This is a genomic window from Mesorhizobium sp. WSM4312 (assembly GCF_002294875.1).
GTDB lineage: Bacteria > Pseudomonadota > Alphaproteobacteria > Rhizobiales > Rhizobiaceae > Mesorhizobium.
In genome coordinates, this window is record NZ_NSFU01000006.1 from 137,415 (window position 1) to 161,995 (window position 24,581).

Here is a 24,581-nt window from a genome sequence, read left to right on the forward strand (position 1 = left end):
CTGCACAAGAGGCCGGCCGATTGCATGCGGCCGGCCTCTTGGCGAAACGGCCCGAAGCGGTTATGTGTCGGGCCGCGTGGTCCCGTAGCTCAGTAGGATAGAGCGGCAGATTCCTAATCTGTAGGTCACAGGTTCGATTCCTGTCGGGATCACCATGTATTTTCAAGTGCTTGGCGAAGAGGCCCTGTACCTCTTTGCGAAATCAGGTCCGTTGAAGAGGACGAAGACATCACGCCCTCATGCGCCCCCTTGATAGATGTCGGACCGCGAAGGTGAGCGGGAAACCTCGCTTGCATTGGCATTTCGGCATTCGTCTGCTGCACTGGCTGACCGTGGCGGCGCTCGCGGCGCAAATCGCCATTGCCTTCGGGCCGATGCGGGGGCCGGGCATGGCGATGATGAACTGGCTGCCGCTTCACATGTCGATCGGCGCGACGATCCTGGCCATCATCGTCCTCAGGCTTTGCTGGCGCAGCTTCACCCGGGCCCCGGCCAGGCCAACCTCACGGTTCGTGCGGTTCGCGACGGCTTTCTTCCACATGTTACTCTACGTCACCATCCTCGCCGTCCTGATAACGGGATGGCTGGGCTACCGGCCAATGCCTTTCATGCCCCCCGCACGGCTTTTTGGAACCTTGCCCGTGCCGCTGGCACCATCGGTTGGCGCGCTGTCGGCAAGGGGTTTCGCGTTCGTGCATCAGAAGCTGGTCTGGATAATGCTTGGACTTGTCGGCATTCACGTCCTGGCTGCCACGGTGCATTTGGGGCTGTTGAGCGATGGCGTCATGCGAAGCATGGTCTTCGGCCGGCCGAAAACGGCCTCGCACGGATGACAATGCTGCTTGCGGTCGATGATGTGGAGATGGCTCACGCCGTCGCCCACAACCCTCCCGCGACGATCACCGCATAGCGTGCAGCCTTGCCTGTCGCGACAAGAGCGACGAACACACCGAGGTTCGTACGCGCAGCGCCCGCGGCAAGGGTGAGAGCATCTCCGACAACCGGCAGCCAGGCAAACAACAGTGTCCATTCGCCAAAGCGCCGGAACGTTCGAGACGCCTGCTCGTAGCGATCGGCGGTGACCGGAAACCAGCGCCTGTTGCGCAGCCCGTCAATGCCACGCCCCAGAACCCAGTTCAACACGGAGCCGAGCGTGTTGCCGATCGTTGCCACCATAAGGAGCAGCCAGGGGTCACCGCGGCCCGAGACGACAAGGCCGGCGAGCACCGCCTCCGACGAAACCGGCAGGACGGTTGCGGCGAGGAAGGCGCTGAGGAACAGTGCGCCATAGAGCGCCGCCACGCTGGACTATGCCTGCACGTCGACTACGCCCATCATGCCGAGCTGCTCATGCTCGAGGATATGGCAGTGATACATCCTCGGCCCCGGCCGGTCCTGCCGCAGCAGCAGCCTTACCGTCTCCCCGCGCGCGACATTGACGGTGTCTTTCCAGGCGCGATAGGCCGGCTTTGATACGTTGCCGCCGCGTTCGTGTTCGATCACCTGGAACTGCGTCCCATGCACATGGAATGGATGATCCATGTCCGCCTCGTTGACGATCTCCCAGAGTTCGACCTGACCGGCCTTGGCGACGACGTCGATGCGCTTCATGTCGAAAGCGGCGCCGTTGATCAGGAAGCCCATCTCCATGCCGCTGGCGTTCATGGCCATGGTTTCGGTGAAGACGAACCGGCGGCTGACAGCCGGAGCGCCGAGTTGCGCGATCGGCCGCAGCCTGTCGGGAAGTGGCGGAACTGGGTCCGCCTCGGTCTGCGAGACATTGACCGTCAGCAACGTCAGTCCGGCATCGGCTGGTCGCCCGGGACCCATCCAGCCGCGGTCATAATCTTGCGTGGTAAGCGCGGCCGCGCCGGGCTTGTCGAAAGAGACGACCAGTTCGAGCCGTTCCGCCGGGCTGAGCAGGATGTCGCCGGCCGCGACCGGGGTCTCCAGCAGACCGCCGTCGGTTCCGATGATTGTCATCGCCGCGCCGTCAAAGGAGAGCCGCAGAAAGCGCGCGTTGGTCGCATTGTAAAGCCGGAAGCGCCGCTTCGCACCAAAGGGCACCGTCAGTGTGGGATTCTTCTGGCCGTTGACCAGCACATGGTCGCCGACGCGCCCGTTCATCAGGTCCGTCATCGTGTTGTCGGGCAAGCTGCCATCGGCCGCAAGGCGCAGGTCGGTGAACACCAGCACGGTATCGCCATAGGCGGCCGGGATCGGATCGGCCTTCGGCTTGACCACGAACGCGCCGGCAAGGCCGCGGTAGACCTGCTCGGCGGTCTTGCCGTGCGGATGCGGGTGATACCAATAGGAGCCGGCGCTGCCTTCCGGCAGATCGAAACTGTAGGTGCGGTCGGTGCCGGCGACGACCGGGTCCATCGGGTTGCCGTCCTGATCGGCCGGCACCGGCATGCCGTGCCAATGAATGGTGCTTGCCTCGTTCGCGATCCGGTTGGCGAAGGTGATCTCGACGCGGTCGCCCTCGACTGCCTCAATCAGCGGTCCGGGGCTGGTGCCGTTGTAAGCGAGGATCGGCGTGTCCAATCCCTCCGCAAAACGTGCCGTGGCGGACCCGGCCGTCAGCGTCGCCTTGAACAGGCCCGGCCTGCTGGCTTGGTTCGCCAGCAGGGATAATTCGCGCAGCGCCTCGCCCTCGGGCAGAACCACCGTGCCTTGTGGCACGGCGGCCATGTCGTGGCCTGCTTGAACGCCCATATCCATGCCGGGCATGTCGTCCATCTTCATCTGCGCGACGGCACGCTTGCTCACAAGAACCGTCGCAAGACCTGCCGCCAGAAAACCTCGCCGATGCATCTTTCGTTTCCTCGACCAGTCGTTGAACACCCAAGGGTCCTAGGAGACTGCCGATGCCTGGCCACGTCAATGCGGCGTTTGGGCCGCCTGATCGACACGGCGCCCATAGTTCCTTGACATCGGGTATTTATCCGAAATTATGTAGGAAAGAAGGATCGCAGGCATGGCCGGAATCGCGCTTTCGGGCGTATCAAAGCACTTTGGCACAGTCGAGGTGATCCGCGACGTGAGCTTGGACATAGAGCCAGGAGAGCTGGTCGTGTTTCTCGGTCCGTCCGGTTCCGGCAAGACGACGCTGCTACGGATGATCGCCGGCCTCGAAAGCATTGACGAAGGCACGCTGACGATCGACGGGGTGCGCTCGGAGAACCTTGCGCCGGGCAGGCGCAACGTTGCGATGGTCTTCCAGAACTATGCGCTTTACCCGCATATGACGGTCGCGGAGAACATGGCCTTTGGGCTGAGGAACATTCGGGTCGCGCCGGATGTCATACGCCAACGGATCGCTGAGGCTGCGCGTATCCTGGAGATCGAAGGGCTGCTTCAGCGGCGGCCGTCGCAGCTCTCTGGCGGGCAGCGCCAGCGCGTGGCCATCGGGCGTGCGATCGTCAAGGAGCCCAAGGCATTCCTGTTCGACGAGCCGCTCTCCAATCTGGACGCGGCGCTTAGAGCCCGCACGCGTGTCGAGCTTGCCGAACTGCATCAGCGTTTGAAGTCGACGATGATCTACGTCACCCACGACCAGGTGGAAGCGATGACGCTCGCCGACCGCATTGTCATCCTCAACAATTGCCGGATAGAGCAGATGGGCAGACCCGTCGATGTCTATGCACGTCCGGCGTCGCGATTCGTCGCGACCTTCGTCGGGTCTCCGGCGATGAACATTCTGCCTGTCACGGTTTCGGGCTCGGGCGACAGGCTCAATGCGCGCTTGACTGACGGATCGCTGGTCGAACTTCGCGGCGCGCAGGTCAACATGGACTGGCGCGAACTCGGCGTGCGGCCGGAATCGCTGACTGTCGTCGCCGAAGGCGGTGAAACATCGGCCACGGCCACCGTCGTCGAGCGCCTTGGCGAGCGAACGCTGGTCTATGCGCGGCTTGCGGATGGGACGCAGGTCACGGCACAGGACCGTGGGCTTTCGAGCGTCAAACCGGGCGACGCCGTTCGGCTGAAGCTCGACACCACGGCCTTGCATCTCTTCGCCGCGGACGGATCGGCCTGGCACGCGGGCGCTGACGGGGCCTGAACCTGCCGAGCCTAAATCCGGTTCCACGCGACGCGCTTTAGCCCTTGATGCCTGCCGAGAGCGTTATCGCTTCGGTTACCCGGCGCTGGAAGAAGAGGTAGGCCAGTGCCACCGGAAGGCCGGCCAGTACGGCTGCCGACAGCTGGCGCGCGTAATAGACACCGAAGGCGTCATTGACCTGCGTGATGCCGACGGTGATCGTCATCATCTCGGTGCGGGTCACCGAGAGGAACGGCCATAAGAACGCATTCCACGTCCAGATGAAGCAGACGATCGACAGCGCCGTCGTTACCCCCCAGTTCATCGGCATGTAGATCTTGAAGAGGATCCCGAATTCAGACGCATTGTCCATGACCGCGGCCTCGCGGAAGTCCTTCGGGACCTGGTCGAAGAACTGCTTGTACACGATGATGATGACGGGGTGGATGAGCTGCGGCAACATGATCCCGGCCCAGCTGTTGAGCAGGCCAAGGTTGGCGACCAGCACGAAATGATTGATGATCAGCGCCGAAGTCGGCACCATGAAGGAGGCGAGGATCAGCCACCACAGCGCGATCCGCCCCGGGAACCGCAACTGCGAGATCGCGTAGCCGCACAGCATCGAGATGAAGATGGTGATCATCGTCACGCCGACAGCGACCGCCACCGAATTGACGTACCAGGCGCCGATCTGGGTGGTGGTCAGGGCGTCAATGTAGTTCTCCAGCGTCGGCGTCTCGGGCCAGAGTTCGATGTAAGGCCGGATGACCTCGTCGTCCGGTTTGAGCGATGAGATCACGCCCCAATAGAGCGGGAACGCCCACAGGATGGCCCAGACGAGCGTCAGCGCCGTGATAATCCCGCCCCAGACGTTCCAGCGTTTCGCTGCCATGGCGTTCATCGGCGCCGCCTTTCGGCAAACCGGAGCAGTTGGAATTGCAGGACCGAGACGACCACCACGAGCACGAAGAGGGTGACGGCGACAGCCGCCGCCCTGCCTCCCTGGTTCTGCTGGAAGGCCTTCTGGAAGACGTAGTAGACAAGCACCATATTGTCGTTCGGTCGGCCGCCTATCGAGAACAGATAGACCTGATCGAAGATCTTGAGCTGCAGGATGAGCTGAATGGTGAATACCAGCGAGGTGATCGGCCACAGCAGGGGCCAGGTGATACGCCGGAAGGTCGTCCATCGCGTCGAGTTGTCGAGTGCGGCGGCTTCGTAGATCTCCATTGGTATGGACCGCAATCCGGCGAGGAAGAGGAGGATCGAGAAGCCCGCGGTCCACCAGATCGTCACCCCGGCCACCGCAGGCAAGAACCAGACGCGCGACTTGAAGACCGGCACGCGCGGGATTCCCAGCCAGTCCAGCACATGCATCGCGATCCCGAACTGGAAATTCAGCGTCCAGTCCCAGATCAGATAGACGACGGACACCGGCAGTATGTAGGGCAGGAAGAACAGCGCCAGCACGATCGCCTGGAACCGGCCCTTGAGACGTGAAACGCCAAGCGCGATCAGCAGGGCGATGAGTGTCCCGGGGACGACCGTCATCACCACGAAGTAGGCGGTATTCCAGAGCGCGCGCCGGAACATCGGGTCGTTGTCAAGCCGCAGGTAGTTGTCGAGACCGACCCACCGCCCCGTGCCGATCAGCGGCGCATCGGTGAAGGAGATGCGAAACATCTGGACCGTCGGATAGACGAACGCCAGCAGGTAGATCGCCAGAAAAGGAGCGATCAGCACCAGCGCGACAAGACGTTCAGTGCGGGAGTTGCGAAGCATGGCTCTTCCTTGGAGATGGCTGGGACCACCCTGGGCAGGGGTCCCAGCCTTTGAGCCCTACATGCTGTTCAGCTCTTCCTTGATGGATTTCACCGCCTCGCCCGGGTCCATCTCGCCGTTGAGGGTCGGCACGAAGTAATTGGACATGATGTCGAAGATCGGTCCGGCGACACCGGCCTTGGGCGACTTAGGATCGAAGATCATGTTGGCCGTCAGCGTCGAGTAGGTCGCATTGGGCTGCATTGCCTTGTATTCGGCCGTCTCGGTGACTGGCTTGTATGCCGGGATGTGGCCTGCCGTCGCCCAGAACAGCGAGTGCTTGTCCATCCATGAGATCACCTCGAGAACGGCGGCACGCTTTTCCGGGCCGATCTCCTTGCCCTTGTTCTTCGGGATTGCGAACGAATGGCTGTCCGCATACGTGCATGGCTTGTCGAAGATCACCGGGATCTCGACGGCGCCCCAGTCGAACAGCTTGCCTTGCTTGGCGAGGTCGGTCATCGTGGGAACTTCCCAGACGCCGTTGATCATCATTGCGGCCTTGCCCGAGGTGAACAGAGCGACGGTCGCGGGATAGTCCGTGTAGGTCGACTGCAGCCCGGCCTTCGTCCACCCTTGCAGGACTGTCAATGCGTTCGCCAGCTTCTTGCCGTTGTCGCCGGCGAGGAACTCGTTGCCCGTCAGAAGCTCGCCGCCTTGCTGGCACACCAGCGAGTAAATGGTGCGGTACATGAAGTTGCCGTCGGCGGTGACGCTGCCCAGCGGGAACTCGACGCCGGCATCCTTCAGCTTCTGCAGTGTCGCGGTGAATTCCTCCTTGTTTTTCATGCCCATGGGACGGCCGTCGTCGCCGAGCACGCCTGCCTTCTTCAGAAGGGCGCGATTGTAATACAGGACGATCGGATGGGTATCGAGCGGCACTGCGTATTGCTTGCCGTCGACCGTCACGGCGCCCATCGTCGTCTGGGCGAAGTCCGAGGCCGAGAGGCCCATCTTGCTCATGTCGTCGGCGGTGATTTCTTGTAGAATGTCCTGGCTCACCGCCAGGGGGATGCGGCTGGCGTGGTAGGTCATGACGTCTGGCGCCTCACCGACCGCCGCCGAGGTCTGCACCTTCGCGTAGAAGGGCGTGCCCCACTCCAGCGTCGTGGCGTCGATCTTGATCTTGCCGGCGTGAGCAGTGTTGAAGTCGGCGATCATCTGCTTCATGCGCACACCGTCGCCGCCGCCGAGGAAATCCCACCACATGACGGTTTCTTCGGCCTGGGCCGCGACGGCCCAAATTCCTCCGGCCGCAACCACCGCTATGGCCATCATCCTGCGAAAGTTCATCTCAGCTTCCTCCCGAGTACGGCGGTTAGATCCGCCTTGAACGTTTCAATGCTACACCAAACCAATCCGCCTGCAACGGATTTTACGGTATGTATCTGATGGTCGGATATTAACTCAGAGCGTCACGCGCACCATCGAATAGGAGTGCGGCGGCAAGTTCAGCGTCATTCCCTTGCTGCTGAGCGTTGCCCCATTGCCTTTGACCGGTGATACGTTGTCCGGCGCCTCCTTCGTGTTGCAGGCCTCGAGATCGTCATGACGGATGATCGTATGCTCGATGGACTTGGCGGCGAACCGCTCGAGGGCGACGTCGGCCTCTATCGTCTCGGACCCATGCCGGTTGATTGCGAAGAAGGTCAGCGTGCCGGCGTTCGAATCGTGCACGCCTGCTATGTCGAGCCATGGCACCTTGTCGGCCGCGGCCGCGTCATAGGTAGGGACCTCGACCGCGAGTTGCAGCGCGGTGCCGCGGCCGTGCCTGGAGGCCAGCATGAAAGGCCAGTAGATCGTCTGCCTCCAGGCGCTGCCGCCGGGATCGGTCATGATCGGCGCGATAACGTTGACCAGCTGCGCAATGCAGGCGATGCGAACAACATCCGACCGGCGGATGAAGGTGTTGAGGATGCAACCGACCTGCAGCACGTCCTCGAAATTGTAGATGTCCTCCAGAAGCCTGGGTGCTTCCGGCCAGTCCCAACTGCGCATGCGCGCGGCGTCCTGCTTGCGCTGATGGTACCAGACGTTCCACTCGTCGAAGGAGATCTTCACGTCCCGCTTCGAGCGGGTCTTGGCCTTCACATAGTCGATGATGCCCGCGACCGTGCCAATGTAGCGGTCGAGCTTGGCCGGAAGAGCGAGATACTCGGCCGTATTCTTCTCGTAGTTCTCGAAATACATGTGGAGAGAGATGTAGTCGACCTGTTCGTAGGTCGCCTCCAGCACCGTCGCTTCCCACTGCGGATAGGTCGGCATATTGGAATGCGACGAGCCGCACACGACCAGTTCCACCGTCGGGTCGAGGCCGCGCAGCGCCTTGGCGGTCTCGTTGGCGAGATGGCCGTATTCGCTCGCCGATTTGTGGCCGACCTGCCAGGGGCCGTCCATTTCATTGCCGAGACACCAGAGGCGGCAGTTCCAGGGTTGCGCGCGTCCGTTCTTGGCCCTGAGGTCGGACCAGTAGCTGCCGCCCGGGTGGTTGACGTATTCAACGAAGGCCCGCGCCTCGTCGAGGCCGCGGGATCCGAGATTGACCGCAAGCATCATCTCGGTGCCGGCTTTTTCGGCCCAGTCGGCGAATTCGTGGATGCCGACCAGGTTCGGCTCCGTGGTGCGCCACGCAAGATCGAGCCGCCGCGGGCGGTTCTCCTTTGGGCCTATGCCGTCTTCCCAATTATAGGCGGACACGAAGTTGCCCCCTGGGTAGCGGCAAATCGGAGTGTCGAGCGCACGCACCAGCTCGATCACGTCCTTGCGCATCCCCTCCGCGTCCGCTTGCGGGTGTCCGGGCTCGTAGATGCCCGTGTAGACCGCCCGGCCAAGATGCTCGAGAAACGAGCCGTAAAGGCGTTTGTCGATATCCGCGACGGCATAGGCCGCGTTCGCCGTGACTCTGGCCTTCATGATCCCTCCCACTGCGGACTATCAATCCGACTTTCCGATCTATATCCGGGTCGTGGATCAGTTAAGGGTCGAGTTCGTCCGCGCGTCAAGGGCCAAATATGCTCTCAAGCCTTCAGCAGGCGCAGGACGATGTCGTTGCTGTAATTGCCGAAGCCGCTGCCGAAGATGTTTATGCCGCCGGGGTGACGGGCATCATCCTTCACGCCGATTCGTATCCGGATCGAGCGGTGCCGCTCGAGCTCCAGATCAGCCAGCGAGCATTTGGAAACCTTGGTGTTGTTGCGATAGGTGCCGTTGTTCGTGACGCGCCAGTGTGCGAGGTCGCCATACTGTGATCCGGCCAGCTTCCACCAGCCGGGCGTATGCTTGCCGCGCTTGTCGCCATAGTCGGCCGGCGCCGTCCAGGTATCTATCTCGTGTCCGTTGATCGCGACCGTGATGTCCGACGGCCAATCCTTCGATGTGCCTGGCACCTCGGACGAAAGCTCCATCGCCAGTTCCAGCCCGCCGACTTTGGCATTGGCAAGCGTCGCATTGTTGGGAAACTGGTATTCGACGAAGCCGCGCGTGAACCACAGCAGCCCGGCCCGCATACGGTCGGGATCAAGGAAGGTGTCGGGCACATCGAGAAGTCCGATGACGCCGTCCTTTGAACACAGGCCGCAGGGAGCGGAAACTTCGCATCTTGTATAGAGCCCAAGCGGCATCGCCACTTCTATGACGCCGAGATCCTGCGCCGGGGTGCGGTCCTTGAAGACGACAACCAGCTCGGAGAAGGTCGAATAGCAGACCTTCTGGCTTCCCTTGCGCGCCTTCTGTGATTTCGTCTCGATCAAACCGACATCGACAAGAACCTGGATGTTTGCCGAAATCGTCGATTGCGGAAGACCCAGTTCTTCGGCCACCTGATTGACGTTTTTCGGCCCCTTGCGGTGCAGCAGTTCGAGAATCCGGACCCGAACCTCGCTCGCCAGGCTCTTCAACAGGTCGAGCCGCTCAAGCGGATCGACAACCATGATTTCATTCGACATATGGCCCCGCACTGGTCACACGGGTTATGTATCAGCAGATCAGATACAAATAAAGCCACGGCGTTGTAAATCGAACCGCATGGTCCCCGCCACTTGCAGGTCGGCCCATTGCCGACCTGCCAGCTTGGCACAACCGAGGCGGCCGGCTCAGGCCACCCGGACGACGAAATGCTTGGTCACCGGCTCGATGATCTTCCAGGTTCCCTTGAAATCGGGTTCCACCACGAAAGCGTCGCCGGGGCCGACTTCGACCGGTGTGCCGCCGTCGGGGGTGATGATGATGCGGCCGGCGATCATGTGCACGAACTCATAGTCGGTGTAGGTCGCGTGATAGGTGCCGGGCGACGCCCGCCAGGTTCCCGACATCACCTTGCCGTCCTCCGTCGTGTGCTGGACAGCGGTTTGCATGGTCGGGTGGCCTTCGACCACGACCCAGCCAGGCAGGTCGCCGGCTTCCGCGTGTTCGACGGGGCCGAATTTGAGGATCGTCTTGTTCGTCATGCCGGGTTCCTTCTGCTTCATGTGTCGCGGAGGTCGGATAGCCGATGCACGGGACCGGGGCAATGCATGCACCCCGGGAACGAAAGCGTTTACGCATCCAGGCATCACGCCTGCGGGGGGCCTGCCGCCCGCGGCCGCCCTACGCCTTGTGACGGGCCGAGACCAGTTCCGCCTTGCGCCGCGCCGTCTCCAGCCCGAGGCCGATGAAGGCGCGCGCGTGCTTGGCGAGCGCCATATTGTCGGTCCACAGATTGCGCCAGATGGCGGTCTTCTTCGACAGGTTCTCGTCGACGATCTCCGACGAGAAGGATTCGAAGCTGAGATCGTCGGCATAGCCGATGGCGGTCAGCGCATCGAATATCGCTGCAAAATCGATATTGCCGGTGCCGAGGAAGCCGCGATGGCTCTCGCCGATATGGACATAGCCGATCTTGCCCGCGGCGTGGCGGATGGCCAGCCCGACATCGGCTTCCTCGATGTTCATGTGAAACGTGTCGAGGTGCAGGAAGATGTTGTCCGAGCCGCTATCCTCGATGAAGGCGAGACCTTGCGCGGCGGTGTTGAGCAGGTTGCTTTCGAAGCGGTTTACGATTTCGAGATTGAGCGTGACGCCGGCCGCCTTCGCCGTCTCGGCGACCTTGGCCAGCGTTGCGGCGCTGCGGGTCCACTGGTCGCGCGTCGGCGCTTCGACCTGCAGGCCGTGGCTTGCCGACAGGATGCCGGCGACCTTGCGGCCGCCAAGATCGCGCGTCAGCGCGATGGTCTCGTTGAGGACCTCGACGCCCCGCGCGGCGACCGCGTTGTCGGCGCTCGATATGTCGCCGTCAACAGGCAATCCGATGCTAATCGCCACGCCGAGGCCGAGATCGGCGATGCGTTTGGCAAGCCCGCCAATGTCGACATTGGCCGGGTCGAGATAGGAGAACTCGATCAGATCGAAGCCGGCCTCCCTGGTGTTGGCCAGCGTGCGTTCAAGCTCGCTCTGTTCCGAGCTTGCCGACCAGACGAAAGAATGGATTCCGATGCGCGCCATGATCGTCTCCGGTTCGCGGTGATGAAGAAAGGCGCGGCCGGACAAGTCCGGCCGCGCCTGTTGGAGTGATCAGCGGGCCGCGGTCCAGCCCTTGTAGTCCTTCAGGTTCTCGGCTGTGATCAGCTTCGGATCGAGAAGCACTGTGGCCTCAGCCGGCTTCTTGCCGGCAAGCAGCTCGGCCGCCATCGTCAGCGACTGGCCGGCCATCACATAGGGATCCTGCGAGGCCGAGGCCTTGATCATCGAGGAGCCGGACGAGAGTTCCTTTTCGATATCGGGCGCGCCGTCGACCGCGGTGAAGATGAATTCCGAGCGGTTGAGCTGCTTGGCGGCAAGCTGGGCGCCGATCGCCGTCGGATCGTTGATGGCGAACACCGCGTCGATCTTGTCGAAGCGGGTGAGCAGCGACTGGAACACTTTCAGGCCGCCGTCGCGCGAACCTTCGGCGTTCTGGTCGTCGGACAGGATCTTGATGTCGGCATGCTGCGAGAGCACGTTCTTGCAGCCCTTTACCCGCTCCAGGATCGACGACGATGCCGGACCGTTGAGGATGACGTAGTCGCCCTTGCCGCCGGTATGATCGACCAGGTACTGGCAGGCTTCCTCGCCGGCCTTGACGTTGTTGGTCATCACGGTGACGTCGGCGCCCGGCGCCGAAACGTCGAAGGCGGCGACGATGATGCCGGCGGCCTGTGCCTTCTTCACCGCCGGCGCGATCGCCTTGGCGTCCACCGCGTTGAGCATGATCACGTCGACGCCCGCGGCGATGAAGGAATCGACCTGCGAGACCTGCTTGTTGAGATCATAGTCGGCCGATACCGACGTCACCTCGACCTTCGGGTTGATCTTCTTGGCCGCGTCCTCGATGCCCTTGATGGTGGCGACGAAGAAGGGGTTGCCGAGCAGGCCGACCGAGATGCCGACCTTGTTGAGGTCCTTGGCCGATGCCGGCGCGATGGCGACGGCCGCGAACGCGGCGCCGCAGAGCAGTTTGGCGATGGTCTTCATTACGCTTACTTCCTCCTGATGCACCGAGCCTCTCACGGTGCGTTACACAAGCCGGTCTTTGATGCCGGCGACCAGGTCACTCACGTTCTCGCCCCTGCCTGGAGCCGGTAGCGGTCGAGGGCGACCGCCACGATGATGACCAATCCCTTGATGATGTACTGCCAGATGTCCGAGACACCGGCCAAGATGAGCCCGTTGGAGAGCACCGCGATGATCAGGCCGCCGATCAGCGTGCCCCAGATCGAGCCGACGCCGCCGACGAAGCTGGTGCCGCCAAGGATGACGGCGGCGATGGCGTCGAGCTCGTAGGACTGGCCGAGCTGCAGGCCGTTGGCGGCGTAAAGCCTTGCCGCCGACATGGCGCCACCGAGCCCGGCGAGCAGGCCGGACACGCCATAGACGAAGAGCAGCACCAGCGGCACCTTGATGCCGGTCAGCCGCGCCGCCTCGGCATTGCCGCCGACGGCATAGATCCAGGTGCCGAGCACGGTGCGCTTGAGCACCAGCCAGGACAGCACGACGACCGACAGCGCGATGACGACCAGCCAGGGAATGCCGAACAGCGAGCCATTGCCGATGAAGTCGAAAGGCAGGTCCGAGTTGAACACCGTCGTGTCCTGCCCGAGCAGGCGGGCGATGCCGCGCACGGCCGTCAGCGAACCCAGCGTGACGATGAACGGCGGCAGCCTGATATAGGCGACGAGCAGCCCGTTCACGAGCCCGAAGCCGAGGCCGACGAGGATGGCCGCCGGCACGCCGAGCAGACCCCAGTCGGGCACCAACGACACCAGCACCGCCACCATCGCCGACGCGGCGAGGATGGAGCCGACCGACAGGTCGATGCCGCCGGTCAGGATGACGAAGGTCATGCCGGCGGCAAGCACGATGTTGATCGACGATTGCTGCGTGACGATGAGCAGATTGGTCTCGGTGAGGAAGCGGGGATTGATGAACTGGAAGCCGGCCGCCAGCAGCACCAGCACCGGCAGCATGCCGAGCGCCGCGAAGGTTGTGCGCAGCCGCCGGCTCCTGACCGCCGCCTGATCCACGCTCGTCGTCGTTCTGTCGGTCATTCCTGGGCCGCTCCCGTCGCAAGTTCCATGATCGCCTCCTGGCGCAGCGGCTCGCCTCCGGATGCCGTCACCTCGCCTGCTATGGCGCCGTCGCGCATCACCAGCACGCGGTCGGCGACGCCGATCACCTCGGGCAATTCGCTGGAGATCATCAGGATGGCGATGCCCCGGTTGGCGAGGTTGTCGATCAGCCGGTAGATTTCCGACTTGGCGCCGACATCGACGCCGCGCGTCGGCTCATCGAGGATGACGACCTTCGGCTCGGTCTCAAGCAGCCGGGCGAGCAGCACTTTCTGCTGGTTGCCGCCCGACAGCGAGCCGGCATTGGCCTGCGCCGAGCGGGTGCGGATCGACAGGTCCGCGATGGCTTTAGCCGCGCGCCTGTCGGCGGCGCCGAAGTCGCGCAATCCGCCGGTCCGCGCGTCCCTGGCCAGCACGCCCATGCTGATGTTGTCGGAAATCGACATGTCGAGGAACAAGCCGAGTTCCTTGCGGTCCTCGGTCAGGTAGGCGATGCCGGCGTCGAGCGCTTCGCGCGGCGAGCCGATTGAGATCGGTTTGCCGTCGAGTTCCAGCGTGCCGGCGCTGCGCCTGTCGGCGCCGAAGATCAGCCGGGCGAGCTCGGTGCGGCCGGAGCCGACAAGACCTGCCAGAGCCAGCACCTCGCCCTTGTGCAGGTCGAACGAGCAGTTCTTCAGCAGACGTCCGTCGGACATGCCGCGCACCGAGAGTGCGATGGCGCGCTTCGCGTCCGGCGGACGATGATCCTTCTTGTAAAAGGCGGAGAGATCGCGGCCGACCATCATCGACACCAGCCGCGAGGCGTTGAGGTCGGCGCGCTCCAGTGTGCCGACATAGCCGCTGTCGCGCAGCACGCTGACACGGTCGGCGAGCTGGTAGACCTCTTCCATGCGATGGCTGATGTAGATGATGGCGATGCCATGCGCCTTCAGCGTCGCGATCACCTCGAACAGGCTGTCGGTCTCGCGCGACGTCAGCGACGTCGTCGGCTCGTCCATGACGATGATGCGCGCATTGGTCGACAGCGCGCGGGCGATCTCGACCAGCTGGCGCTCGCCGAGCGACAGGCTGGAGACCAGCGCACGCGCCGAGAAGGAGACGCCGAGCCGCGCGATGATTTCGTTCGCCCGCCGGTTGCACTGGTCGCGGTCGACAATGCCGAAGCGCCGCGGCTCGTTGCCGAGGAAGATGTTCTGCGCCACCGTCAGATTGGGCGCCAGAGACAGCTCCTGATAGATCACCGCGATGCCAGCGGCGCGAGCCTTGATCGGATCGCCGGTCGCGGCGGGCACGCCATCGATCAGGATCTCGCCGCCGGCATCCGGCCGATAGGCGCCCGACAGCACCTTCATCAGCGTCGACTTGCCGGCGCCGTTCTCACCCATCAGGGCATGCAGCTCGCCGGCATGGACGGTGAGCGAAACATCCTGCAAGGCGCGGATCGCGCCGAAGGTCTTGGAGATGTGCCGCATCTCCAGCACCGGATGGCCGCTTGCCCGCTTTTGTGCCGCCGCGCTCATCGTGCACCACCCGCCGCCTTGATGGCGTCGCCCTGCCCGCCAACGCGATCGCGCCAGGCGTCGCGATAGCCGGCAAGGCCGGCGACGCGTGCCGCATGCACCGGCTCCGGCGCCTCGGCGGCGAAGTCGCGTCCGACGCCCTCGAAGGCAAGTGCTGCCGCGCCCGTGGCGCTGCCCTCCAGCGTGGCGCCCTGCAGGAAGGCCTGGCCGGGACGCAGCTCAGCCAACACTCCGGCAAGCAGGCCGCCAGCGTTCAGCCCGCCATCGACGATGACGGTGTCTTGAGAATGGATGAGGTCAAGGCAGAGATCGACCATCAGCGCCACATAGAGCAGCGCCGCCGCGGCGCGTTCTGCGGCATCGGGCGTGCGCCCGACCAGGCGGCCGGGATGGTCCGGCATCGGCCCCCCCGGCGCGAAGCTCGGCAGCGCCATGATGCCGGCATCGATCGCTTGCTGGATCGAGCCATGCGGGATCGCGCCTTGCCAGTCGCCGCTGATGGCGGCGAATTCGCGCCCGCCCATGAAGCGGATGGTCGGCACCGGGTCGCCGTCGACATCGACATTGACCAGCATGTCGCGGTCACGGTCGAGAACGTCCAGCGGGCAGTCGGGATTGAGCACGACGACCCAGGTGCCGGTCGACACCACGGTCAGCGGGCCAAGCTCCTGGCGGCGATAGGCATGGAGCGCCGCATTCGAGTCGTGGACGCCATTGTGGATGGCGATTGGCCGTGCCGCTCGGCCAAGACGCCGCTCGCCGATGACCGCGCCGGCGCGCGCGAAGGCCGGCATCTGGCGGCGCCAGCCCTCGGCATCGACCAATGAGGAAAAGTCCCGTTTGCGCGGCGCCCACAAATGCGAATGACAACCGAGATAGGATACCTCCGAGACCGGCCTGCCACCGAGGCGCCAGCTCCAGAACTGGGGGTAGCCGAGGATCGATTTCGCCGCCGCGAACGCATCGGCATCGACGTCCTGCAGCCACAGCATGTGACGGCCATAGTTGAAGCCGAGCGGCAGGCGGGGCGAGAACGTCTCGGCAAAATCCGGAATGCGGCGATCGATCCGGGCAGCGATTTCGGCCGGCGGCTCCTGTTCGTAGTCGAGGATCGGATGCGTCAGCGCCGCGTCGTCCACGAGGGCGAAGGTGCAGCCATGGCCCGACACCATCACCCCTTCCACGCCATGGTTTTCGACCGCCTCCGTGACGGCAGCGAGCGCCCAGTCATGGAGGGCGGCCTCGTCGAGCACGCTGAAGCCGTCCTGGCGCATCCATTTCGGTTGGGTCCGGCGCTCGTCGAGGATGCGTCCATCCTGGCCGAAGACGAACAGCTTCGAATTGGTCTTGCCAAAATCGAGCACCGCCACTTTCACGGGACGGCTCCCGTGGTGGACGCGATCCGCACCATGACGCCGGCATCCTCCAGCATGCGCGCATCGGCATCCGAAAGACCGTCGTCGGTGATCAGCGTGCCGATGCGCGACAGCGGCAGAGCGACATTGCGCGCGTGGATCGACAGTTTTCGGCTGTCGGCCAGCACCACGATCTGGTCCGCGCACAGGCTGAGATCGACAATGGAGCGCACCAGCAGCGGATGCGATTCCAGCACGCCTTCCTGGTTGAGGCCTTGCGCGCCGAGAAAGAATTTCGACGCGTAGAAGGGCGTCGCCTGGACCGACGAATGGATGATGCCGGGTTCGCGATGCAGCTCGCCGCCGGCAACGGTCAGGCTGCAATGGCCATGGTCGCTCAGATAGGCCGCGAGCGGCATCGAATTGGTGTAGAGGCGGATGTTGCGCTCGGCGAGCTTGACGCCGAGATGGAAGCAGGTCGAGCCGCCATGGACGATGACCGCGTCGCCGTCGCGCACCATGGTCGCCGCGATGGCCGCGATCTGCCGCTTGGCCTCGACTGCGAGGTCACGGTTCTCGTCATAGGGCCGGGCATAGGCAACACCCGCATGCGATGCGCCGTCGAGCGCGGAAATCCCGCCATAGACCTTGCGCGCCTCGCCGGCCTCGTCGATCCGGTCGATGTCGCGCCTGACCGTCGCCGCCGAAACGCCAAGCCGCTCCTGCAGCTCGCGCACCGAGGCGAACGGGCGGTCCCGCAGCAGTTCGACGATCTGACGCTGGCGGCCGGAGTCGCTCAACTCTTTTCCTCCCAATGCCATTTTCCACGGCAATTGGTGCAACTTACTCAACATTAGTCAGATTGCAAGCTGGTTTTGATGATAGTAGATCACTGTTGACGTAAGTCGCTCGCATCTGCGATATCAGCGCCAACACCCGGTCCCGGCGGCGGATCCCGGGCAAGCGTTGAAGGAAAGGCGCCATGGCAACCCAAGCTGACGCGCAGGAACTGGCGGCCTTGCGGACGCTTTCAGCCCGTATCGGGCTCAACCCGCATATGACCCAGGCGGCGGGCGGCAACACGTCGCTCAAGGCCGGCGACACGCTGTGGATCAAGGCCTCCGGCACCTGGCTGAAGGATGCGCTCAGCGACGACATCATGGTTCCGGTGGCGATGGCGCCGCTGCTCAAGGCGGTCGAAGAGCGCGATCCCGCCGCCGACAAGCCGCAGGCCTTCGCCATCGACGAACTCAATCCGCGCGGCCTGCGCCCCTCGATCGAAACCACGGTGCATGCCTTGATGCCGCAACGCGTGGTTCTGCATGTCCACTGCGTCGACACGATTTCGCTTGCCGTGCAGGCCGACGGCGAGGCCGAGGTCGCCAGGCGGCTCCGCGGCGTCGAATGTGCCTATGTGCCCTATTGCCGGCCGGGTCTGCCGCTCGCCCGCGGCATTGCCGAGAAACCGCGGCCTGGTGTCGATGTGCTGATCCTTGGCAATCATGGGTTGGTCGTCGCCGCGCAAACCGTGGCCGAGGCGGAGCGGCTGCTCCATCGCGTCCGCTCGCTGTTGGCACGGCCGGCGCGCGCGACCGCCGCGCCCGACATCGCGGCCCTGACAGCGCTTGCCGCCGATAGCGCCTACCGGCTGCCGGTGGATCTGGAAGCCCACGCAGTTGCGCTCGATGCGCAAAGCCGCCGCATGGCGGAGGCCGGCAGCCTCTATCCCGACCATGTCATCTTCCTCGGCCAAGGTTCGGTGGTGGCCAAGCCAGGCGAGAACGCGGCTAGCGTCGCCGCGCGCCTCGGCACGGCCCCTGTGGCGATCCTGTTTCCCGGCGCCGGCGTGCTGATGCGCGGCGACGCCAGTGCTGGCGCCGACGCCATGCAGCGCTGCCTCGCCGACGTGACGGCTCGCGTCGACGTCGCGGCGCGGTTGAATTATCTCACCGCTGCCGAGAACGACGAACTGGTCAATTGGGACGCCGAGCAGTATCGCCAGAAGCTCAATGCCACAGGCGGCTAGCAAAGGACTGAAGACATGATGCCTCTTGTCATCGGCATCGACATCGGCACATCGGGCGCGCGCGCCGTCGCCATGCGTCCGGATTTTTCCATTGCCGGCCAGTCGGCGGTCCGGCTCGACAAATTCGGCCAAAATCCCCGCTCCCCCGCGGCATGGTGGCAAGCGGTCCGGGCGGCTCTGACAGAACTGCTTTCGGGCATCGACCGCACTGCTGTCCGCGCCATCGCCGTCGACGGCACGTCGGGCACGCTGCTGCCCGTCGACGCCGCCGGGCAACCGCTGGCCGAGCCGCTGATGTACAACGACAAGGTCGACGACGCCGGCATCCTGGCAGCCATCGCCCGCGAGGCGCCTGAGGCGAGCGCCGCGCACGGCGCGACTTCAGGCCTGGCCAAGGCGTTACGGTTCCAGCATCTGCCCGGCATCGCGGCCGTGCTGCACCAGGCCGACTGGATCGCCGCAAACTTCTCCGGCCGCTACGACGTCAGTGACGAGAACAATGCGCTGAAGACGGGCTTTGATGTCGAGGCGCGCCGCTGGCCGGACTGGATCGCGTCCACCGGCATGCGCATGGACTTGCTGCCTCATGTGGTCGAGCCGGGCGATGTCACCGGCACGTTCACCGTGGGCGCCGCGGAACTGTTCGGCCTGCCGCGCGATGTGGTCGTGGTCGCCGGCACGACGGATGGCTGTGCCTCGTTCCTGGCGACGGGCGCCACGACGGCCGGCGACGGCGTCACGGCGCTGGGATCCTCGCTCACCATCAAGATCCTGTCCAGCCGGCCGATCTCGGCACCGCGCTTCGGCATCTACAGCCATCGCCTTGGCGACACCTGGCTGGCCGGCGGCGCGTCGAATTCGGGCGGCAAGGTGCTGGCCCAGCATTTTCCGCTGGCGCGGATCATCGAACTCAGCGCGGCAATCGATCCTACGACGCAAACCGGTCTCGACTATTATCCGCTTAGTACGACGGGTGAACGATTTCCGATCGCCGATCCCACTTTGCCGCCGCGTCTTTCGCCGCGACCGGAAAGCGACACCGACTATCTCAAGGCGATGTTCGAGGGCATGGCGGCGATCGAGGCGCTCGGCTACCGCAGGCTGGCCGAGCTCGGCGCGCCGGCGCTGACCTCGGTCAGGAGCGTCGGCGGCGGCGCCGCAAATCCGGCCTGGACCGCGATTCGGCGACGCAAGCTCGGCGTCGATTTCCTGCCCGCACTTTCCGACGAGGCGGCCGCCGGCACGGCGCGGCTGGCGCTAAAGGCTGCAAGCAAGGCAGGACTGGCATGAGCGCGAAAGCAATCGAACGCCTCGACGGTATCGGGCCGCTGGCCGAGCGCTACCAGGTGTTCCTGCTCGACCAGTTCGGCGTGCTGCATGACGGCCAGGCTCCTTATCCAGGCGCGGTAGAGGCATTGTCGGCGCTGAAGCGCGGCGGCAAGACGGTGGTGCTGATCTCCAATTCCGGCAAACGCGCCAGGCCCAATGAGGACCGCTTGCTGAAACTCGGCTTCGCCGCCGGCAGTTGGGACCATTTTGTCTCCTCCGGCGAGGTGGCGTGGCGATCCTTCAACGAGATGGCGGCATCGGGAAAGCTGCGTCGGGGGACAAAATGCCTGCTAATCAGCCGCGACAACGACCGCACGGCGGTCGAGGGCCTGCCCTTTGTGCTGACCGAGGCCGGCGAGGACGCCGAACTGGTACTGATTTCGGCCAGCGAGGGCGACCGCCACGACCTCGACCATTATCGCCGGCTGCTCGCCCCGGCGGCGGCGCGACAGGTGCCGTGCTTCTGCACCAACCCCGACAGGATCATGCTGACGGCGGTCGGACCGCGCTTCGGCGCCGGCGAGATCGCCGACCTCTACGAAAGCCTGGGCGGCAGCGTCACCCGCATCGGCAAGCCCTATCCGGCGATCTTCGACGCGGCCCTGGCGCTGGCCAGCGAACCTGACCGCGGCAGCGTGGTCTGCATCGGCGACAGCGTCGAGCATGACATAGCTGGCGGCAATGGCGCCGGCGTCGCCACGGCGCTGGTGCTCGGCGGCATTTTGGCGGACACGCCGGACCTTGCCGCCGTTTTCGACGAGCAACAGGCCTGGCCCGACTACATCACGGCATCCTTCAGCTTGCGCTGACCGCCTCGAGCATGCGCTTGGCGCTTTCCTCGTCGGTGATCAGGATCGTCGGCGCAATCAGGTTCATCGCGCCGAGCAGCGCCTCGGTCTTCTCCTCGCCGCCGGAGGTGAGGATGCGGATTGGCGCCGCGCGCAGACGGTCGACTTCCACCGACATCACATGGCTGTTGACGGGATGGTCGACCAGATCGCCGTTGCGGTCGAAGAAATGGAACAGAAGGTCGCCGACAGCGCCACGCTCGAGCAGGGCCTCGCGGTCCGCTTCCCTGAGAAAACCGCCGCGAGAGAAGGTGGTGGCCGAGGCGATGCCGCCGACGCTCAGCAGAACCGCATCGAGCACGTTGGCCATCTCAAAGACCTCCTGCAGGCCGCAGCGCTCGACCAGCGCGATCTTGGTCTCGACGCTGTCGACAACGGCCGGCGTCGGGATCAGATAGCCGTCGCCCTGGAAGATCTGGGCGAAGCGCCAGGCGAACTCGGCCGGGTTGTAGCGTCGCACGACGCCGACACCGCCCAGCAGCGAAATGACCTTGAAATCGGAGAGCGACTTGGCGCTGATGAAGGGCAGGCTGGAGAACAGCGTCCGGCCCCAGCCGACGCCGACGCGCATGCCGGATTTCATCGTGTCGGACAGGAAAGCCCCGGTCTTGGCGCTGATTGCGGGGATCGGATCGGCATTGGGCGCGGTGAGCGGGGCGACCAGCGCCTGCTGCAGGCCGAAGGTCCGCTCCAGAGCGCGCTCCAGCCGTACGATCTCCGACAATTCGCTCTCGATGGTGATCTTCACTTCGTTGCGCGAGCGCGCCTCGGCCAGCATGCGCACGATGGTGACGCGGCCGACGCCAAGCACGTCGGCGATTTCGTTCTGCGTCATCTGCTCGACGAAATACATCCAGGCGGCGCGAATCCTGAGGCGGTCCGTCCGGCTTTCACCAGCGACCTGCTCGGTCGTCTCCGCTCCTGTCCGCCCTTCTTCGGCCCGCCCTTCTTCGATTTGTCGTCGCCTGGCCAATCATCCCTCCCCCGCGGCGACGGACGAGCGCGCCGTCGCCGATTCTGCATGCTGGTCTAGTATCGCCTATTGATCTACCAATCGATAGGAACAATGTAGAGTCGGTGGCTGGCCCTGGCCGGCCGTCCTGCAAGGCACTTTCGAGGCAGACCGCGATGCTCCGACAAATCTCCGAAGACGTCCGCGTCAATTTGAAGGACCGGTTGCGGGAGGTCCGCGACATCATCCGGCAAAGCCGCCATGACGGCACCGGTGACGCCAGCGTGCTGCACGAAGCGACCAGCCATCTGCCGCCGTTTCCGGGCAAAGGCATCGAAGGCCTGCTCAGCCATGCCGCAAGCGCCGTCGACGAGGCGCTGTCGATCGCCGAATCCTTTGTCCCGCACGAGCGCCCGATCAAGGTGGACGGCACGACCGTGAAAGGCCTCGGCACCTATTTTCCGGCCGGAAACGAAGAGCGGCAGTTGAGCGCCGAGCGCCTGTTCCGGCGCGACATGTACTATTTGACGAAGGCGGTGCTCGCCGAGTTGAAGATCGACAACGCCCGCATCCACGAAGCCGATTTCGCCGCCGCGCATGCCACGATGCGCAAGCGCCATGGTGATTTCCTGTCCGCGTTGACCGCGCCGGGCTCCGGGCTGCAGGCAATCGCGGCCACTTGTGCGGCGTTGCTGGTCGAGTTGCTCAGCCAGCGTCCGGTGCACTTTGGCGAAGCCGCGCCGGGAATCGCCGGGGAGCGCGCGCTCGACATAAGCTGCCTGGCGCCTGTGGTTCTGGCCTGCGGCTTGGCGACAACCGGCCGTGACGGCGCGCCTGAACCCGACATGCTGGAGATCGCGATCCTGGCTGCCGATATCCGTCACGATCGCATCGTACAGGCCTGCGCCAAGGCAAGCCCGGTCGATGAACTGACGCCAGTCTTCGCCACCTTGCTTGCGCATTTGCCGTAAGCTCCAGCAGCGGTTCCGGAAATCCAGAGCGTCTCACTGTTTCATGGAAACGGCGAACCGCTCTAACTCTTTGTTTTGACGCAATTCCCAAGGGAAAGCGCTACGCGCTTTCCCGGGAAAACCGCTCACACTTTTCCTGGAATGGCTAATCCCCGGCCGCCATGGCCGTGATCGTCTTCTTGGCGCGCTGGATGGAGGCCGGGCTCATCGAAAGCTCGGTCAGACCCATTTCGATGAAGGCCGCGATCAGATCCGGGCGTCCGGCCGCCTCACCACACATGCCCACCATGATGCCGGCGGCGACGCCGGCTTTGGCCGTCAGCTCGATCGCCGACATGACCGCCGGATTGGTGACGTCGTTGAGCCTGGCGACCGTCGGGTTGAGCCGGTCGGCGGCCATGATGTATTGGGTCAGGTCATTGGTGCCGATCGAGAAGAAGGCCACTTCCCTGGCCAGCGCCGGCGCGATCAGCACGGCCGCCGGGGTTTCGATCATCACGCCGAGATCGAATGTCGCATAAGGCACGCCTTCGGCCTTGAGTTCGGCGGCGCATTCATCGACCAGTGCGCGGGTGCGCGTGACTTCGGAAATATCGGACACCATCGGCAGCATCACCTTGATGTTGCCGTGCACGGCGGCCCGCAGCAGCGCCCTAAGCTGGCGCTTGAAGATATCGGGCCGGTCAAGACACATGCGGATGCCGCGCCAGCCGAGAAAGGGGTTCTCCTCGTCGGGAAACTCGATGCCGGCGATCGGCTTGTCGCCGCCGATGTCGAGCGTGCGCACGATGACCGGATAGGGCGCGAAGGCCTTGGCCAGCGCTGCATAGGTCTCGGCCTGCATGTCCTCCGACGGAAGATGCATATGACGCATGAACAGGAGTTCGGTGCGGAACAGGCCGACGCCCATGGCGCCCGCCTCCTGCGCCGCCTCGATCTCCTCGAGCGAGCCGATATTGGCCGCAACCTCGATCACCTTGCCGTCGGGGCGTTTCGGCGTCACTGTCTTGAAGGCGGTCAGGCCGGCGCGTTCCTTCGCCGCCGCTTCGACGCGGCCGGCATAGTCTGCGCGCGTCGCCGCGTCCGGGTCGATGATCACGTGGCCGGTGTTGCCGTCGAGCGCCACGTCGCGCGCGGTGCGCAAGGCATTGACCTGGTCGCCAAGGCCCAGCACCGCCGGAATGCCGTGCGAGCGCGCGATGATGGCGATGTGCGAGGTGGCGCCGCCATGGCCGCAAATAACCCCGCCAATGCGCTTCAGCGGCGCCCGCGCCAGATCCCAGGCGCCGATGTCGTCGGCGATCAGAATGGCGCCTTCGGGAATGCGTTCGAGGCTGACGTCGTCCTGGCCCAGCAACACCAGGCAGATCTGCCGTCCGACGGCGTGGACATCGTCGGCCCGCGCATTGAGGTAGTGATCGTCGACCGCGCTGAAATCGGCGGCGATCGTGGAGGCTGCGGTGATGACGGCAGACACCGCGTCGTTGCCGCCCCTGATCGCCTTTTCGGCCTCGCCGGTCAGGCTGTCGTCGGCGGCGATATCCCTGAGTGCCGCGACGATGCCGCGGTCTGCGGCAGACAGGCTGTCGTTCGCCAAGGTCCGGTCCATGCGCGCCTGGACGGCGGCGACGGCGGCACGGAACCTGTCAATCTCGCCGGCGATCTCTTCCGCCTGCAGCATGCGGCCCTGTCCGGCGATCTCGGGCGGGAAATGCGCGAAGGCCGGCCCGATGGCGACGCCCTCGCTTGCCGCGACCCCGCGCAGGCCGTTCGCTTGGCCTGTTGCAGCCGGCACGGATTGGGGTGCTGACAAGGATGCCGCCTGGCCGGCATCATTGGCCGGGCGCTGCGGCTCGGCTTCGTCGTCGAGACCCGCCTTGGGATTCTCGAGATAGCCGATCAGCGCTTCGATCGCCTCGATGGCGTCGGCGCCGTTCGCCCGCACGGTAACTTCCTGGTTTTCCTTGACCGCCAGCAGCATCAGCTTGACGGAGCTCTTGGCGCTGACCGCCTTGCCGTCCTTGACCAGCTCGACATCGGATTCGAAGCCCTTGGCGAGCTTGACGAACCGCGTGGCGGGACGGGCGTGCAAACCTTCATGCACTCTGACGATGGTCGAGCGTTCCATGGCAAA

22 protein-coding genes and 1 tRNA gene are annotated in these 24,581 nt (G+C 64.5%); 7 read left to right on the forward strand and 16 right to left on the reverse strand.

Annotated features, from left to right (window positions below; genetic code table 11):
• Positions 1-78 precede the first annotated feature (78 nt).
• Both CK228_RS11370 and CK228_RS11375 read left to right on the forward strand, forming a co-directional pair.
• Positions 79-155, forward strand: a tRNA-Arg gene (locus CK228_RS11370).
• Between the two features lie 135 nt (positions 156-290).
• A complete protein-coding gene (locus CK228_RS11375; protein WP_245438010.1) occupies positions 291-833 on the forward strand; it encodes a cytochrome b/b6 domain-containing protein in 543 nt (180 codons plus the stop codon).
• Between the two features lie 34 nt (positions 834-867).
• Here the strand turns inward: CK228_RS11375 and CK228_RS11380 are convergent, their stop codons facing one another.
• Positions 868-1,302 (reverse strand): YqaA family protein, encoded by a 435-nt coding sequence (locus tag CK228_RS11380; protein WP_095787913.1) that lies wholly within the window; start codon positions 1,300-1,302, stop codon positions 868-870.
• 6 nt (positions 1,303-1,308) lie between these two features.
• Positions 1,309-2,817, reverse strand: coding sequence for a multicopper oxidase family protein (locus CK228_RS11385; RefSeq protein ID WP_095787914.1), 1,509 nt, complete (start codon positions 2,815-2,817; stop codon positions 1,309-1,311).
• 163 nt (positions 2,818-2,980) lie between these two features.
• On the opposite strand from CK228_RS11385, the gene CK228_RS11390 reads away from it, so the two are divergent.
• Positions 2,981-4,066 (forward strand): ABC transporter ATP-binding protein, encoded by a 1,086-nt coding sequence (locus CK228_RS11390; RefSeq protein ID WP_095787915.1) that lies wholly within the window; start codon positions 2,981-2,983, stop codon positions 4,064-4,066.
• A 37-nt stretch (positions 4,067-4,103) separates the two neighbouring features.
• Here CK228_RS11390 and CK228_RS11395 read toward each other — a convergent pair whose 3' ends face one another.
• From CK228_RS11395 to CK228_RS11450, 12 genes are all read right to left on the reverse strand, one after another.
• The gene (locus CK228_RS11395; protein ID WP_095787916.1) at positions 4,104-4,946 is read right to left on the reverse strand and encodes a carbohydrate ABC transporter permease; all 843 of its coding nucleotides are present in this window, start codon (positions 4,944-4,946) and stop codon (positions 4,104-4,106) included.
• Positions 4,943-5,827, reverse strand: a complete 885-nt coding sequence (locus CK228_RS11400; protein ID WP_095772224.1) for a sugar ABC transporter permease — start codon at positions 5,825-5,827, stop codon at positions 4,943-4,945. Before CK228_RS11400 ends, CK228_RS11395 begins: the two co-directional genes overlap by 4 nt.
• A 57-nt stretch (positions 5,828-5,884) precedes the next feature.
• Positions 5,885-7,159, reverse strand: coding sequence for an extracellular solute-binding protein (locus CK228_RS11405; protein WP_095787917.1), 1,275 nt, complete (start codon positions 7,157-7,159; stop codon positions 5,885-5,887).
• Between the two features lie 114 nt (positions 7,160-7,273).
• Positions 7,274-8,779: an alpha-N-arabinofuranosidase gene (locus CK228_RS11410; RefSeq protein ID WP_095787918.1), complete on the reverse strand. Its 1,506-nt coding sequence runs from the start codon at positions 8,777-8,779 to the stop codon at positions 7,274-7,276.
• Between the two features lie 104 nt (positions 8,780-8,883).
• Positions 8,884-9,810 (reverse strand): transcriptional regulator, encoded by a 927-nt coding sequence (locus tag CK228_RS11415; protein ID WP_095772221.1) that lies wholly within the window; start codon positions 9,808-9,810, stop codon positions 8,884-8,886.
• Positions 9,811-9,957: 147 nt separating this feature from the next.
• Positions 9,958-10,311 (reverse strand): cupin domain-containing protein, encoded by a 354-nt coding sequence (locus tag CK228_RS11420; RefSeq protein ID WP_095788044.1) that lies wholly within the window; start codon positions 10,309-10,311, stop codon positions 9,958-9,960.
• A gap of 139 nt (positions 10,312-10,450) precedes the next feature.
• On the reverse strand, positions 10,451-11,344 hold the full coding sequence (locus CK228_RS11425) for a sugar phosphate isomerase/epimerase (RefSeq protein ID WP_095788045.1): 894 nt from the start codon (positions 11,342-11,344) through the stop codon (positions 10,451-10,453).
• A 69-nt stretch (positions 11,345-11,413) separates the two neighbouring features.
• A complete protein-coding gene (locus tag CK228_RS11430) occupies positions 11,414-12,352 on the reverse strand; it encodes an ABC transporter substrate-binding protein (RefSeq protein ID WP_032931897.1) in 939 nt (312 codons plus the stop codon).
• Between the two features lie 80 nt (positions 12,353-12,432).
• A complete protein-coding gene (locus CK228_RS11435; protein ID WP_095787919.1) occupies positions 12,433-13,425 on the reverse strand; it encodes a ribose ABC transporter permease in 993 nt (330 codons plus the stop codon).
• Entirely contained in the window at positions 13,422-14,966 is a 1,545-nt protein-coding gene (locus CK228_RS11440) for a sugar ABC transporter ATP-binding protein (RefSeq protein ID WP_095787920.1), read from the reverse strand. The genes CK228_RS11435 and CK228_RS11440 overlap by 4 nt, the downstream gene beginning before the upstream one ends.
• Positions 14,963-16,342, reverse strand: a complete 1,380-nt coding sequence (locus CK228_RS11445; protein WP_095787921.1) for a carbohydrate kinase — start codon at positions 16,340-16,342, stop codon at positions 14,963-14,965. The genes CK228_RS11440 and CK228_RS11445 overlap by 4 nt, the downstream gene beginning before the upstream one ends.
• Positions 16,339-17,121: a DeoR/GlpR family DNA-binding transcription regulator gene (locus tag CK228_RS11450; RefSeq protein ID WP_095772216.1), complete on the reverse strand. Its 783-nt coding sequence runs from the start codon at positions 17,119-17,121 to the stop codon at positions 16,339-16,341. Before CK228_RS11450 ends, CK228_RS11445 begins: the two co-directional genes overlap by 4 nt.
• 182 nt (positions 17,122-17,303) lie before the next feature.
• Between CK228_RS11450 and CK228_RS11455 the strand changes: the two genes are divergently transcribed.
• Genes CK228_RS11455 through CK228_RS11465 form a run of 3 tightly spaced genes read left to right on the forward strand, consistent with a single transcriptional unit; the run spans position 17,304 to position 20,485 of the window.
• A complete protein-coding gene (locus CK228_RS11455; protein WP_095787922.1) occupies positions 17,304-18,347 on the forward strand; it encodes a class II aldolase/adducin family protein in 1,044 nt (347 codons plus the stop codon).
• Positions 18,348-18,362: 15 nt separating this feature from the next.
• Entirely contained in the window at positions 18,363-19,637 is a 1,275-nt protein-coding gene (locus tag CK228_RS11460; protein ID WP_095787923.1) for an FGGY-family carbohydrate kinase, read from the forward strand.
• Positions 19,634-20,485 (forward strand): TIGR01459 family HAD-type hydrolase, encoded by an 852-nt coding sequence (locus CK228_RS11465; protein ID WP_095787924.1) that lies wholly within the window; start codon positions 19,634-19,636, stop codon positions 20,483-20,485. The genes CK228_RS11460 and CK228_RS11465 overlap by 4 nt, the downstream gene beginning before the upstream one ends.
• Here the strand turns inward: CK228_RS11465 and CK228_RS11470 are convergent.
• Positions 20,472-21,497, reverse strand: coding sequence for a sugar-binding transcriptional regulator (locus tag CK228_RS11470; protein WP_095787925.1), 1,026 nt, complete (start codon positions 21,495-21,497; stop codon positions 20,472-20,474). The two genes, CK228_RS11465 and CK228_RS11470, sit on opposite strands and share 14 nt — an antisense overlap.
• A 155-nt stretch (positions 21,498-21,652) precedes the next feature.
• Between CK228_RS11470 and CK228_RS11475 the strand changes: the two genes are divergently transcribed.
• Positions 21,653-22,447 (forward strand): hypothetical protein, encoded by a 795-nt coding sequence (locus CK228_RS11475; RefSeq protein ID WP_095787926.1) that lies wholly within the window; start codon positions 21,653-21,655, stop codon positions 22,445-22,447.
• 145 nt (positions 22,448-22,592) lie between these two features.
• On the opposite strand, the gene ptsP is transcribed toward CK228_RS11475, so the two are convergent.
• Entirely contained in the window at positions 22,593-24,575 is a 1,983-nt protein-coding gene (gene ptsP, locus CK228_RS11480; RefSeq protein WP_095787927.1) for a phosphoenolpyruvate--protein phosphotransferase, read from the reverse strand.
• Between the last annotated feature and the right edge of the window lie 6 nt (positions 24,576-24,581).

Bases quoted from the DNA above. Each gene is read 5' to 3' on its own strand.
- CK228_RS11385 (WP_095787914.1), bottom strand. From the start codon at position 2,817: ATGCATCGGCGAGGTTTTCTGGCGGCAGGTCTTGCGACGGTTCTTGTG.
- CK228_RS11400 (WP_095772224.1), bottom strand. From the start codon at position 5,827: ATGCTTCGCAACTCCCGCACTGAACGTCTTGTCGCGCTGGTGCTGATC.
- CK228_RS11475 (WP_095787926.1), top strand. From the start codon at position 21,653: ATGCTCCGACAAATCTCCGAAGACGTCCGCGTCAATTTGAAGGACCGG.
- ptsP (WP_095787927.1), bottom strand. From the start codon at position 24,575: ATGGAACGCTCGACCATCGTCAGAGTGCATGAAGGTTTGCACGCCCGT.
- CK228_RS11410 (WP_095787918.1), bottom strand. From the start codon at position 8,779: ATGAAGGCCAGAGTCACGGCGAACGCGGCCTATGCCGTCGCGGATATC.
- CK228_RS11390 (WP_095787915.1), top strand. From the start codon at position 2,981: ATGGCCGGAATCGCGCTTTCGGGCGTATCAAAGCACTTTGGCACAGTC.
- CK228_RS11460 (WP_095787923.1), top strand. From the start codon at position 18,363: ATGATGCCTCTTGTCATCGGCATCGACATCGGCACATCGGGCGCGCGC.
- CK228_RS11465 (WP_095787924.1), top strand. From the start codon at position 19,634: ATGAGCGCGAAAGCAATCGAACGCCTCGACGGTATCGGGCCGCTGGCC.
- CK228_RS11405 (WP_095787917.1), bottom strand. From the start codon at position 7,159: ATGAACTTTCGCAGGATGATGGCCATAGCGGTGGTTGCGGCCGGAGGA.
- CK228_RS11425 (WP_095788045.1), bottom strand. From the start codon at position 11,344: ATGGCGCGCATCGGAATCCATTCTTTCGTCTGGTCGGCAAGCTCGGAA.
- CK228_RS11420 (WP_095788044.1), bottom strand. From the start codon at position 10,311: ATGACGAACAAGACGATCCTCAAATTCGGCCCCGTCGAACACGCGGAA.
- CK228_RS11395 (WP_095787916.1), bottom strand. From the start codon at position 4,946: ATGAACGCCATGGCAGCGAAACGCTGGAACGTCTGGGGCGGGATTATC.
- CK228_RS11415 (WP_095772221.1), bottom strand. From the start codon at position 9,810: ATGTCGAATGAAATCATGGTTGTCGATCCGCTTGAGCGGCTCGACCTG.
- CK228_RS11455 (WP_095787922.1), top strand. From the start codon at position 17,304: ATGGCAACCCAAGCTGACGCGCAGGAACTGGCGGCCTTGCGGACGCTT.
- CK228_RS11440 (WP_095787920.1), bottom strand. From the start codon at position 14,966: ATGAGCGCGGCGGCACAAAAGCGGGCAAGCGGCCATCCGGTGCTGGAG.
- CK228_RS11430 (WP_032931897.1), bottom strand. From the start codon at position 12,352: ATGAAGACCATCGCCAAACTGCTCTGCGGCGCCGCGTTCGCGGCCGTC.
- CK228_RS11435 (WP_095787919.1), bottom strand. From the start codon at position 13,425: ATGACCGACAGAACGACGACGAGCGTGGATCAGGCGGCGGTCAGGAGC.